We start from the raw sequence: 12,319 nt of genomic DNA on the forward strand, positions 1-12,319 counted from the left end.
CCCCTCGTCACCGGCTCACAGAGCGTCGCGTATCGCCTTCCCGGTGGTCGCCGGGTCGTATCCGTCCGGTACGCCCTCGACCAGGATGATGTCCCCCGGGATGTGCCGGGAGCGCAGGGGCGCGATCTCCCGGTAGGCGGGCGAGTCCCACCACTCCCGCGCGTCCGCGCTCGAGGGGAACCCGATCACCACCACCGCCCCGGGCCAGCTGCCCTCCTTCGTCTCGTGCCGCGCGCCGTGCACCAGGAAGCGTCCGCCGTACGGCGCGAAGGTGGCGGTGATGCGTTCGATGTACTCGGCGATCTCCGCGTGCGGGGCGGCGTCCCGCAGGTGGGCGATGACATAGGCGGTCATGGCGGTCCTTCCGGTCGGTCGGGCTCCGTATGCCTGTGACCCTCGCATCCGCGGGGGCCCGGGGTCGATGACCTGACAGGTAATCGCCCGCGCCTGAGTACGCGTACTCAGATCGACTGCGCAGCTCGGCGGTGATGCGACCCCGTACCGTTCCCCACCATGAAGTGCCCCGCCCCACCCCCGTGTTCGAAAGAGGTGCCCATGGGTCGCGACCTGGAGCTGCGCGCTGCCACTGCCGAGGATCTGGAGTGGATCCACGAACTGCGTCACCGCGTGTACGCGGAGGAGCTGGGCCAGCATGCGCCGAATGCGACGGGACGGCTCAGCGACGGGCTGGACGGCGACAACGTCTACCTCGTCGCGGCGCGCGGGACGACGCGGATCGGGTTCGTCAGCCTGACCCCGCCCTGGGTGGGCCGCTACGCGCTGGACAAGTACCTGACCCGTGAGGAACTGCCGCTGCTGAGCGAGGACGAGCCGTTCGAGGTGCGCATCCTCACCGTGGAGCCACGCCATCGGGCCACCGCGGCGGCACCGCTGCTGATGTACGCGGCCCTGCGGTGGATCGCCGCCCGGGGCGGTCGCACGGTGGTGGCGATGGGGCGCACGGAGGTGCTGCCCATGTACCTGGCGGCCGGCCTGCGCCCGGTCGGCCGTACGGTCCACTGCGGAGCGGTGTCCTTCGAGGTGCTGAGCGCGAGCGTGGGCGAGCTGACGCGGTCGGCGACCGGCCGCCACGGCCGCGCGCTGCGGCGGCTGCTCGCCACGGTGGACTGGCGGCTGGACGACGTGCCGTCGGCTCCGCGGCCCGACGGGTGCGAGCACGGCGGCGCCTCCTTCACCGCCATCGGCACGGACTTCCGCACCCTCCACCGGCGCCATGAGGTGGTCGCGGCCGACGTGCTGGACGCCTGGTTCGCACCGGCCCCCGGGGTGCGGGACGTGCTCGCCGAGGATCCGGCCTGGGCCGCCCGGACGTCACCGCCGACCGGCGCCGAGGGGCTGCTCGCGGAGATCGCCTCGGCCCGTGCGCTGCCGGCGGACAGCCTCGCGCTCGGCGCCGGTTCCTCGGACCTGATCTTCCGGGCGTTCGGCCGGTGGCTGACCCCGGACAGCCGCGTGCTGCTCCTGGACCCGACCTACGGCGAGTACGCCCATGTCACGGAGCGGGTCGTCGGCTGCCGGGTGGACCGGTTCCGGCTGCGCCGCGAGGACGGCTGGCGCGTCGACCCGGCACGGCTGTCGGCCGTCGTGCGGGCCGGTGACTACGACCTCGTGGTGGTGGTCAACCCCAACAATCCGACCGGCCGGCACGCCCCGGCCGCGGAGCTGCGCTCGGTGATCGCCGCCGCGCCCGCGCGCACCCGCTGGTGGATCGACGAGGCGTACCTGGGCTACGCCGGCCTCGACGAGTCGCTGGCCCCGCTCGCCGCGACGGACCCGCGGGTGGTGGTCTGCTCCTCGCTGTCGAAGATGTACGCGCTGTCCGGTGTGCGGGCCGCCTACCTGGTGGCCGAGCCGGCCACCGCCGCCGAACTGCGCCGGTGGACCCCGCCCTGGCCGGTGAGCCTTCCGGCGCAGCTGGCCGCGGTCGCCGCGCTGCGCGACCCGGCGTACTACCGCGACCGCTGGCTGCGCACCCACGAGCTGCGCCGCGAACTCGCCGCCGCGCTGGCCGGATCGGACCCCGCGCTGGTCGTCGAGGAGTCCACCGCGAACTTCCTGTCCGTGACCCTCCCGGCGGGCGCGGCGAGCGCCGCGCGGCTGGTGAACGAGTGCCGCCGGCAGGACGTGTATCTGCGCGACCTGTCTCCGTTGTCGCCGGCGTACGAGGGGCGCACGGTGCGGATCGCGGTCAGGGACACCGCCGAGAACGCGCGGATCGTGGCCGCGTTCGGGGCGGCTTGGGAGTCCCTGGCGGCGGAGCGCCCGGCTTTGGAGGGCGTGGATTCGGAGCGCGCAAACTCAAAGCGCGCGGACTCGGCGCACGCGCGTTCGGCGCCCGTGGCGCGGGATTCCGTCCCCGTGCCCGTGGCCGTTCCCGCGACCGGCACCACTCGATGATCACCGTCGGCTCCCTGGCGCCCTGCCTCGGTGGGGCGCTGGTTCTCGGCGGTGTGGCGGTGGCGGCGTCCCGGCGCCGTGAGCTGATGATCCGGTGGTGCGCGTGGGCGGTCGGAGTGCCCCTGGTCACGGGTGCGTTCTGGCTGGGCCCGCCGGGCGCCGCGGCCGTGGCGATCGTGGCCGGGCTGATCGCCGTGGCGGAGTACGGCGGGCTGATGCGGCTGGGCCTGCCGGACCGGCTGGTGCTGGCCGCGGCGGTGACCGGGGTGGTGCTGGCCGCCTGGCTGGCGCCCGGGGAGGTGCCGCGGGTGCTCGCGATCGGGGCGCTCGCGGTGGCGGCGGTGCCGCTCCTGGCCGGTGACGCCGAGGACGGTCAACGCCGGCTCTCCGCGGGGCTGCTGGGGCTCGCCTGGCTGAGTGTGCTGGCCGCGCTGGTGCCGCTCGGGGCGAGCGCGCTCGCGGTGTTCGTGGCGGTTTCCGTCGCCGACATCGTGGCGTACTTCGCCGGCCGTCGGCTCGGCGGTCCGCGGCTGTCGCCGCTGTCCCCTGCCAAGCGCTGGAGCGGCACGCTCGCCGGAGCCGGTGCCGGACTCGCCGTGCTGGCGCTGCTGTCCGCGCTGAGCTGGCCCATGGCCGTCGCCGTGGCGGTCGGCGGCCCGGCCGGCGATCTCCTGGAGTCCATGGTCAAGAGGGGCGCGCAGGTGAAGGACGCCGGCCGCTGGCTGCCGGGCTCCGGTGGCCTGCTGGACCGGATCGACTCCCTCCTCGTCGCCCTGGCCCTGCTGCTGGTCCTGCGGTGAACACCCTCTCCATCGAAGAGTCACCAAGTCACCGGGAAAGTGAGGGTTTTGATTCCGCTTTGGATCTCTTGTGCGCGGACCTTCACACCCCCTAAGGTCCAAGATCGTCGATCATCGAGGTCGACGTGCCCGAGGGTGACGACTGTGCGCGGGACCGCAGGGACCGCCGTCGAGTGAGCGCTCCTCCTTGCCCGGCCCTCTCCCTTTGCTGCTCGAACACCCCTTTTCGATGGAGTAGTACGTGAAGATACCCGCGTGGGTCCTGGCCACCGCCACGGCGGCTGCCATGGTGTTCACCGCGATCCCGGTGGGCGCCGACACGCCCGTCGGCGCCGGCCCCGCCTTCGCCACGGAGAACGGCCCGGTCGACCCTCCGCTGTTCGACGAGACGCAGAGCGGCGGCACCGTCCGCGTCAACGTCGTCACCGACCAGCGCACGGATCTGGCCTCCGCCGCCGAAGCGGGCGAAACGCTCGTCACCTACGACACCCTGCCCCTGGTCACCCTCCGCGTGGACCGGGCGGGCCTGGACGAGCTGAACTCCAAGCCGGGCGTCGTCAGCGTGACCGAGGACGTCCCGGTCGCCCCCACGCTCAACGAGTCCACCGTGAGGATCGGCGGCGACCGGGCCCACGCCGCCGGGAAGACCGGTGCCGGCACCGCCGTCGCGATCCTGGACACCGGCGTCGCCACCAAGCACCCCTTCCTCAGCGGCCGGGTCCGGGCCGAGGCGTGCTTCTCCGTCAACGACGAGGCCTACGGCGCCGGCAGCCTCTGCCCCGACGGCACCGACCGGCAGGAGGGCACCGGCAGCGCCGACGCCGAGTCCGGGGCGTGCGCCACGCTGGGCGGTGCCTGCTCCCACGGCACCCATGTCGCCGGGATCGCCGCCGGTGACGGCACCGGCGTCAGCGGCGCACCCGCCCGCGGCGTGGCTCCCGGCGCGAGCATCGTCGCCATCCAGGTGTTCTCCAAGTTCACCTCGGACGACTTCTGCGGCCCCGGCGCCAGCCCGTGCGTGCTCAGCTTCACCAGCTCCCAGATCAAGGGCCTGGAGAAGGTGTACGCGCTGAAGAAGGCCGGAACCGACATCGTGGCCGCGAACATGTCACTGGGCGGCGGGCGCTGGACCAGCGCGTGCGCGACCGACCCCCGCAAGGCGGTCATCGACAACCTGCTCGCGGAGGGCGTCGCCACGGTCGTCTCGGCCGGCAACAACGGCTACTCCGACGCGGTCAGCGCGCCGGGCTGCGTGGCCTCCGCCGTCACGGTGGGCTCCACGACCGACGACGACCAGCTGTCGTCGTTCACCAACCGCGGCCCGCTGCTCGACCTGTTCGCCCCGGGCACCGCGATCGTCTCCTCGGTGCCGGGCAACACGTACGCCTCGAAGAACGGCACGTCCATGGCCGCCCCGCACGTGGCCGGCGCCCTCGCCGTGCTCCGGCAGGCCTACCCGACCGAGGGCATCGACAGCCTGGTCTCGCTCCTCGCGACCAGCGGCACCCCGGTCGCGTACACGGGAGCGACCACCCCGCGCATCGACCTCGGCAAGGCGGTCACCGCGATCGAGCCGAAGCCCGAGGCGGACGCCAAGCCCCGCTCCTTCCAGGTCGACAACGACAAGGACGTGGACATCCCCGACGCCCCCGGCGCACCGGCCACCTCGCCGGTGACCGTCAGCGGGTATCCGGGCAACGCGCCGAGGAACCTCACCGCGTACGTCAACATCACCCACACCTACCGGGGTGACCTGAAGCTGGAGCTGGTCTCCCCCACCGGCACGGCGTACCCGCTGAAGAACCCGAACGTCTCCGACAGCGGGGACGACATCGTCGCCGAGTTCCCCGTGGACGCCTCCGCCTCGCCGGCCGACGGCGAGTGGACGCTGCGGATGACCGACACCGACGACGGCGACAGCGGCAAGCTGACGACCTGGTCGCTGCTGTTCCCGACGCCGTTCGAGCAGACCACCGCCCAGGCCATCCCGGAGACCGGCACGCTGACCTCCGCCATCGCCGTCTCCGGCATCGACGGCAACGCCGCCGGCCCGCTCCAGGTACACGCGAACATCGCCCACGGCAAGATCGGTCACCTGCGACTCGTCCTGCAGAGCCCGGACAGCAAGTCCTACCTGCTCAAGCCCTACGGCTCCGAGCCGGGCGGCACCCTGCGGACGACGTACGGCGTGGACGCCACGGACGCCGTCGCCAACGGCACCTGGACCCTGAAGGTCACCGACTCGGCGACCGGTTCCACCGGTGAACTCAAGGGCTGGTCCCTCGGGTTCCCGTCCTACGAGAACCAGACCGTGAAGGCGATCCCGGACAAGAACTACACGGAGATCTGGACCAAGGCCAGCGGCCTGTCCGGCGTCGGTTCCGCCAAGCTCCAGGTGTACGTGCACGTCGAGCACGAGTTCCTCGGGGATCTGAGGATCCATCTGATCGCCCCGGACGGTTCCCTGCACCTGCTGAAGGCCAACGGCACGCCCGCGGTGGCCGGTTCCCTCAAGAAGATCTACACGGTCGACGTGACCGACCTGCCCGTCAACGGCTGGTGGAAGCTCCGCGTCGACGACGTGGGCCTCGGCGACACCGGCACGGTCAACAACTTCGTGGTCAGGTTCTGACCCCGGCCGGCACCCACCCGCGCGCCCCCGCACCCACCGTGGTGAGGGGGCGCGCCTCGTGTGCTTCCCGGCGGGGTCCGGCACCACCGGGTAGCCGGCCATCACGCTGGTCGTCTCGGGGATGCGTTCCAGTTCCACGACCTCCGCCTCGGCCTCCCAGCCCTGCTCGGCCGGCCCCTGCGCACAGCGCCCGCCACCGGTGCGGGCTCCGGTTCGCCGCCGGGCCCGCGAGTCGGTCAGCGGATCGTCGCCGGTGGCGATGGATGCGCGGGCCCGGTCCGGGGCACAAGGTTGGTTGGCTTCGCCGGCTTCGTCGCCGATCGTTCGCCGGATTCGTCGGCGATCACCGTCGGCGGCGGCCCGCGCGTCACATCGTCCGTCGTACGTCGTCCGTCGTACGTCGTCCATCCTCGTCCGGAGACTGGAAGGGATCACATGACGAGTCCCGAGCCCCGGTCGTTCACCACGGCCGCCGTGCCGCCCGTTCCCTTCGATCCGGAACTGGCGGCTGCCCTGGATGCGCTGGGCGCGCAGTCCCCGCTGACGCCGGAGGCCATCCCCGCGGTGCGGGCCGCCGTCGCGTCCGTGCCGCTCGGCGACGAGGCGCTGGCGTGTGGCGGGGAGCTGTCCTGGGAGGAGCGGACGGTCGCCGGGCCGCCCGGTGGCCCGGACGTCACGCTGCTGATCGGCCGGCCGGCGGACGCGGGGCCGACCGCGGGGCTTCCGGTGCTGTACCACCTGCACGGCGGAGGCATGGTCGCGGGCAGCCGCCGGCACCTCCTGTCCGACGTCCTGACCTGGACGCGGACGCTGCGCACGGTGACCGTCTCCGTGGAGTACCGGCTGGCTCCGGAACACCCCCACCCGGCACCGCTGGAGGACTGCTACGCGGGCCTGGTGTGGACGGCGCGGCACGCCGCGGAGCTGGGCGGGGCCCCGGACCGGATCATCGCGGTGGGCGCCAGCGCGGGCGGCGGCCTCGCCGCCGGACTGACCCTGCTGGCCCGAGACCGGGGCGGGCCCGCGCCGGCGGCGCAGATCCTGCTGTCCCCGATGCTCGACGACCGCGACCGCACACCCTCCGCCCGGCAGATGGAGGGGCGGGACATGTGGGACCGGGTCTCCAACGCCACGGGCTGGAACGCCCTGCTCGGCGGTGCCGCGGGAACGGCGGACGTCTCGCCGTACGCCGCCCCGGCGCGCGCCGACGACCTGTCCGGTCTGCCCCCGGCCTATCTCGACGTGGGCTCCGCGGAGACCTTCCGCGACGAGACCGTCGCCTACGCCGGCCGGCTGTGGCAGTCCGGTGTGCCGTGCGAGCTGCACGTCTGGCCCGGCGGCTGCCACGGCTTCGACGAGATGGCGCCCGAGGCCCGACTCTCCCGCCGGGCCAAGCGGGCGCGGCGGGAGTGGCTCAGCAGCCTGCTCGACACCGGGCGAGGCGATCGCTGAGCGGCACCGCGTGCCGCCCGCCGCGACCTCGACGGCGTGGCGCCGACCCGGCACCGAGACGGCGGCGGCGCGCTGTGCGTGGTGCCCGTCAGGGCCGTACGGCGACGTGCGGGGTCAGCGTGTCCCCATCCGCTCGACGGCCTCCTTCGCCTCCCGCAGGCCGGCGCCGGTGACGTCCCGGTACTTCTTGATCGCCTCGATCGTCCGGCCGTCGCGCACGAGCGCCGCCACCTCGTCAAGGCCGGGGTCGTCGACCCGCACGTCCAGACGACCGGTCAGCAGATCCAGCTTGTGCTCGATGCGCCGCATGCGCTTGTCGAGACGGGAGAGACGGGCCTCGCTGCCGATGACGGCGGTGAGGAGGGCGAGGGCGACAGCGGAGAGAGCGATGACATCCACGACCAAGATCGTAAGCGCTGCGGCGACGACGAGGCAGCCGCGCTCCACGGCCGGCGAGCGCCGGGCCGGCGCGGCCCGCTCGGCACCGCGCGCACGGCCGCCCCGCCGCACGAGGGCGGCGGGGCGGCCGTGAGAGCAGACCCTCAGTCCACTTCCGCTACGGCGCGTCGCCGAAGTCGACGACGGTGGCGGCGGGCCCGGCAGCGACGAGTATCGAACGCAGACGCATGTGTACCTCCTGGTGATCGGGATCACCGCTTCGAAGCCTCACCGGGGTCCCGCCCACCGGCGTCGACTCGCGTGCGCGGTCGGCGGGAACGTCCTGCGCCATGCAGGGGAGCGGGCACGGGCGGCAGCGCCCCGTACCGTCGGCGGACTCCCGCCGCCGTGCGCCGGTGGGCTGCCGGTGCTTTCGGGGAAGGGAACGGGAGGACGACGACCGCCGGGAGCGTCCGGCGGCGTCGGGGGGAGGGGACAGTGATACCGGTGGTCAGAGAGTGGGCGCATCGCCGTCAGTCCTGGGCGGCCAGGGCGTCGCTGGTGGCCGCGGCCGCGGCGCTGCTGCTGCCGCTGGTGGAAGGGGGTGTCCGCGGTCTGCTGCTGCTCGTGGCGGGTTTCGCGGGCCTGGTCGTCACGTTCGCCGCGCTGTGGTGGACGCTGTCGCGGCGCGGTCTGGCACGTGTGGCGGCAGCGACGCTGGCCCTGCTCGCGCCCGTCACGGTCGTCACCCTCTTCGCGCGGGCGAACCTGCTCTGGGTAGTCGTCGTGTCGGCCCTGCTGTGGTCGGCGGCCGTGGGGAGCGGCCGGTACGCGCTGCGCACCACGGGTCTGCGGGCCTCGCGGTCCAAGGAGTACCGCACCCCTCCCCCGCGGCGTCCGTTCCTGCTGCTCAACCCCCTTTCCGGCGGCGGGAAAGTGGAGCGGTTCGCGCTGCGGGAGAAGGCCGAGCGGCTCGGGGCGCGGGTCGTGCTGCTCGATCCGGAGCGGCGGCAGGACGTGGTCGCGCTGGCCCGGGCGGCCGTCGCGGACGGCGCCGACCTGCTGGGTGTGGGCGGCGGCGACGGCACTCAGGCGCTGGTCGCGGCGGTGGCGGCGGAGCACGGTCTGCCGTTCATGGTGATCTCGGCCGGAACCCGCAACCACTTCGCGATGGACCTGGGCCTGGACCGTGACGACCCGGCCGCGGGTCTGGACGCGCTCACCGACGGCGTCGAGGTCCGCGTGGACCTGTGCTTCGCCGGCGACCGGCCGTTCGTGAACAACGCCTCGTTCGGGGTGTACGGGGCGGTCGTGCAGAGCCCCGGCTACCGCGACGACAAGGTCGGTACGGCGCTGCAGCTGCTGCCCGAGCTGCTGACCCGGCAGCGCGGTCCGCGGCTGACGGCCACGGTCGGCCGGAGGACGATCGCCGATCCGCAGGCCGTTCTGGTCAGCAACAACCCCTACCGGCTGGACGATCCGTTCGGCTTCGGCCGGCGGTCCCGGCTGGACTCGGGGCGGCTGGGGGTCGTCGCCGTGAAGGTCGACAGCGCGATCGAGGCGGCGGAACTGTTCCTGGCCCCGCGGGGAGGGGTCATGACGACCTCGCACGACGTGGTCGTCGACGCGGACGCGCCCGAGGTGGAGGCCGGGCTCGACGGCGAGGCCGTCGTGCTTCCCACGCCCGTCCGCTGCCGTATCGAACGCCGCGCGCTGCGCGTCCGCGTCCCCCGCGAACGACCCGGCGTCTTCGAGCCGCTGCCCCGCCTGGACTGGCGGCGGCTGCGCAAACTGGCGGCGGCGGTGGGGCGTACGGCCGTCCGGTCCCGCACCGGGCAGCGGCGGGGCGGCGCCGGGAGTCCGCCGGGGCGGAGGTGAACCGAGGGGCCACGCGGTCCGTGTACTTCAGCACCCCACGGGGTACGTCACCGCCCTCGCGGGGGTACGTCGCGACCCACTGGCCCGCCGCGGGCGGTCACCGGCGTGGGGAGAGCCGTGAAAGGAGCCGTACGTCCCGTGCCCACTGATCACGCTTGCCGTGCCGCCGCCGAGGAGGCCGCGCGCTGTCTCACGCCCGTGCGCTCGGTGCTGGTGCCCGCCGATCCGGGGGAGCAGGCCGCCGACGCCGAGGTCATGCCGGTCGTCCTGCGCAACTACCTGGGGGTGCAGGCCCGTCCGTCCGTGCCCAGGGCGTCCGGTGGCAGGCGTCCGGCGCCGGTGGGCGTCGCGACGGGCGCGGCCGTGCTGCGGATGTGTCTCGACGGCCTGTGCGCGGAGGCGACCGGCACGCTGGCGGCGTGGCACGCGGATCTCGGCGCGCGGCTGCGGGAGACGCTCACCGACCCGCTCGCGGCGGGCCGGCAGGCTGACGCCTGGCAGCCGCTGGCGGCTCTCCAGCAGCGGGCCCACGAGGTGTTGACCGCCGTCGCGGGCGGCGGCCGGGCCGACGCGGCGGGGCCGCGGTTGCTCGTCGCGCGGTTCGTCCTGCTGGAGGACGCCGTCTCGGGCGTACTGCGGCGGATGGGCGTTCCGGCCGAGACGGCCAGCGGGTGTGCGGGCGGGCTCACCGCGGCGGCCGGTTCGCTGTTCGGGTTGGCCCTGGGTCAGGGCGAGGGCGTGGCGGGCCGGCCCGTGTGACGAGGGCCGGCCGCCGGGTTCCTGACGCTGCGTCAGCGCATGAACGTCGCGCGCATGTGCTCGTCGATGCGCTTCGTCCAGGCCGCCTGGTCGAGGTCCGCGTAGGTGAACAGGTGCGGGCCGGAGGAACCGGTGATCAGGTCGAGCGAGTCGGCGCGGGCCACGAACACGGACTCCAGCTGGCCGTCGCCCCGGCCGTACTCCCGGGGGAACCAGGTCTCGATCTCCTGCCAGTAGCCGACCTTGGAGTTGTGCCCGCCCCTGGGCGTACCCAGCTTGACCTCGGCCTCGTCGAAGCGGAAGCCGAGATCGGCGTAGGCCTGGAGGATGGCGTCCTGGGCGGGCAGCGCGTGGACCTGGAACTCGTCGAAGTCGCCCTTGTCCACGGCGTCGTCGATGGCCAGTTCGGTGCGCACGGCCACGCGCGCGCCGCGCAGCCGACGGCCGCCCAGTACGTGGGTGAGCGGCATCTCCCACGGCAGCCGGATCGCGATCCGCTCGGTGCGCTGCTCGCCCGCGTGCAGGGTCAGCGGGCCGTTCAGGACCTCGGAGACGATGGTGAACGGGTTCTGCCAGCCGGTCTCCGACTGCTCGCGGTCCTCCGCGCGCGTCACCACGTCCAGCCGCAGCCGCTCCACCTCCACGTCCGCACCGCCGCCGCGCAGGTGGACGGTGGCCTCCAGGACGTCGCCCGGGCGTACGACGGAGGCGGCGAGCACCGTGTCGACCTCGGGCGCGTTGATGCCGAGCGAACTCAGGAACTTACGGAATGCCATGAATGGTTTCCCCCCTCGGGACGATCATGTCGAACTCTCCCGCGCACCCTACGCGGCCCCGCCGTGGGGTCCGACACGGGCCCCTGCCCGGGCGTGCGTGTAGGTTCGGGCGCCATGGCCGACACCGCTGACCTCATCGAGGAGACAAGGGCCCGCGTCGCCGGGTACGAGAGCCGGTTCAACGCGCGGTTCGCCGCGTACTTCGACACGCTGGCCGCGACCATCGACGCCCCCGGGTTCAGCCGCTTCACACCGGAGTGCGTGGGGCTGCTGCGGGAGCTGTCGCTGCGCGGCGGCAAGCGGATGCGGGTGGCGCTGCTGTACGAGGCGGCGCGCCTGGTGACGGCCGAACCGGTGGCCGGGCTGGACGCCGCCGCGCTGAGCATCGAGCTGTTGCAGACCCATGGGCTGATCCACGACGACATCATCGACGGCAGCCCCACCCGCCGGGGCGGGCCCAGCACCCACCAGGCCTACCGCGAGCGGTTCCCCTCGCAGCCGCGGACCGCGCTCGGCCTGGCCGTCCTGGCGGGTGACCTGGCGCTGGCGCTCTCCCTGCGGGTGCTGCTCGACTCCGACGCGCCGCTGCCGGTGCGGCACTCCATGGTGGAGGCGGTGACCCGGGCGGCGGCGGACACGTTCGTCGGTCAGATCGTCGACCTGGAGCGGGACTTCACGGACGGTCTCCCGGACGAGGAGGTCCTTCACGAGGTGACGGACTACAAGTCCGCCCGCTACTCACTGCTGGCGCCGATGGAGCTGGGGCTGCTGGCCGCCGGTGAGCGGCCGGGCCGGTTCGCGGCGGAACTGCGGCGCTACGCCCGGCTGGTGGGCGTGTGCGGGCAGATGCGCGACGACTACCTGGACCTCTTCGGCGACCCCAAGGTCACGGGCAAGCCGGTCGGCACCGACCTGCGCGACGGCAGGCGCACCTACGCGGTCCGCGCGCTGCTGTCGGCCGTCGGCGGTACGGAGCGCGCCGTCGTCACCGCCGCGCTCGGCGACCCGTCCTGCGCGGAGGAGACCGTGGCCGCCGTCCGGGAGATCGCCGAACGCCACGGCGTCCCGGAGCGGTTGCGCGCCGGCATGCGCCGCCACGCGGAGTCGGCCTCCGAGCTGGCCGGCACCTGGAGGGGGCGGTGGCGGGACGACGCGGTCGCCTTCTTCGCGTATCTGCCCGTGTGGAGCGTGGAACGTACGGCGTGACGCCCGGTGGCTGCGCACGG

10 protein-coding genes and 1 pseudogene are annotated in these 12,319 nt (G+C 73.8%); 7 read left to right on the forward strand and 4 right to left on the reverse strand.

Going from position 1 to position 12,319, the window contains the following annotated elements:
• Positions 1–15: 15 nt before the first annotated feature.
• Positions 16–354 (reverse strand): DUF1330 domain-containing protein, encoded by a 339-nt coding sequence (locus ACIG0D_RS23030; RefSeq protein ID WP_399803851.1) that lies wholly within the window; start codon positions 352–354, stop codon positions 16–18.
• 201 nt (positions 355–555) lie between these two features.
• Between ACIG0D_RS23030 and ACIG0D_RS23035 the strand changes: the two genes are divergently transcribed.
• The 3 genes from ACIG0D_RS23035 to ACIG0D_RS23045 all read left to right on the forward strand — a co-directional run bounded on the left by ACIG0D_RS23035 (position 556) and on the right by ACIG0D_RS23045 (position 5,850).
• A complete protein-coding gene (locus tag ACIG0D_RS23035; RefSeq protein ID WP_399803853.1) occupies positions 556–2,418 on the forward strand; it encodes an aminotransferase class I/II-fold pyridoxal phosphate-dependent enzyme in 1,863 nt (620 codons plus the stop codon).
• Positions 2,415–3,218, forward strand: coding sequence for a phosphatidate cytidylyltransferase (locus ACIG0D_RS23040; RefSeq protein WP_399803856.1), 804 nt, complete (start codon positions 2,415–2,417; stop codon positions 3,216–3,218). Before ACIG0D_RS23035 ends, ACIG0D_RS23040 begins: the two co-directional genes overlap by 4 nt.
• 241 nt (positions 3,219–3,459) lie before the next feature.
• Complete coding sequence (locus tag ACIG0D_RS23045; protein ID WP_399803859.1) at positions 3,460–5,850, forward strand: proprotein convertase P-domain-containing protein; 2,391 nt, start codon at positions 3,460–3,462, stop codon at positions 5,848–5,850.
• Positions 5,851–5,928: 78 nt separating this feature from the next.
• On the opposite strand, the pseudogene gvpO reads toward ACIG0D_RS23045, so the two are convergent.
• Positions 5,929–6,258, reverse strand: a pseudogene (gvpO, locus tag ACIG0D_RS23050) (gas vesicle protein GvpO); the annotation flags it as partial.
• Positions 6,259–6,285: 27 nt separating this feature from the next.
• On the opposite strand from gvpO, the gene ACIG0D_RS23055 reads away from it, so the two are divergent.
• Positions 6,286–7,302 carry an alpha/beta hydrolase gene (locus tag ACIG0D_RS23055; RefSeq protein ID WP_399803862.1) on the forward strand — a complete coding sequence of 339 codons (1,017 nt, stop codon included), beginning with the start codon at positions 6,286–6,288 and terminating at the stop codon, positions 7,300–7,302.
• A gap of 114 nt (positions 7,303–7,416) precedes the next feature.
• Here ACIG0D_RS23055 and ACIG0D_RS23060 read toward each other — a convergent pair whose 3' ends face one another.
• Entirely contained in the window at positions 7,417–7,701 is a 285-nt protein-coding gene (locus ACIG0D_RS23060) for a hypothetical protein (RefSeq protein WP_399803864.1), read from the reverse strand.
• Between the two features lie 486 nt (positions 7,702–8,187).
• On the opposite strand from ACIG0D_RS23060, the gene ACIG0D_RS23065 reads away from it, so the two are divergent.
• Together ACIG0D_RS23065 and ACIG0D_RS23070 are read left to right on the forward strand one after the other, a co-directional pair.
• Positions 8,188–9,558: a diacylglycerol/lipid kinase family protein gene (locus ACIG0D_RS23065; protein ID WP_399803867.1), complete on the forward strand. Its 1,371-nt coding sequence runs from the start codon at positions 8,188–8,190 to the stop codon at positions 9,556–9,558.
• Between the two features lie 138 nt (positions 9,559–9,696).
• The gene (locus ACIG0D_RS23070; protein WP_399803870.1) at positions 9,697–10,317 is read left to right on the forward strand and encodes a hypothetical protein; all 621 of its coding nucleotides are present in this window, start codon (positions 9,697–9,699) and stop codon (positions 10,315–10,317) included.
• Between the two features lie 32 nt (positions 10,318–10,349).
• Here the strand turns inward: ACIG0D_RS23070 and ACIG0D_RS23075 are convergent, their stop codons facing one another.
• Entirely contained in the window at positions 10,350–11,093 is a 744-nt protein-coding gene (locus ACIG0D_RS23075) for a sporulation protein (protein ID WP_399803872.1), read from the reverse strand.
• Positions 11,094–11,207: 114 nt separating this feature from the next.
• Here ACIG0D_RS23075 and ACIG0D_RS23080 point away from each other — a divergent pair, with 114 nt between their 5' ends.
• Entirely contained in the window at positions 11,208–12,299 is a 1,092-nt protein-coding gene (locus ACIG0D_RS23080; RefSeq protein WP_399803874.1) for a polyprenyl synthetase family protein, read from the forward strand.
• The last annotated feature ends 20 nt before the right edge of the window (positions 12,300–12,319 follow it).

The organism is Streptomyces sp. NPDC052773, from assembly GCF_044547145.1.
Classification (GTDB): domain Bacteria; phylum Actinomycetota; class Actinomycetes; order Streptomycetales; family Streptomycetaceae; genus Streptomyces.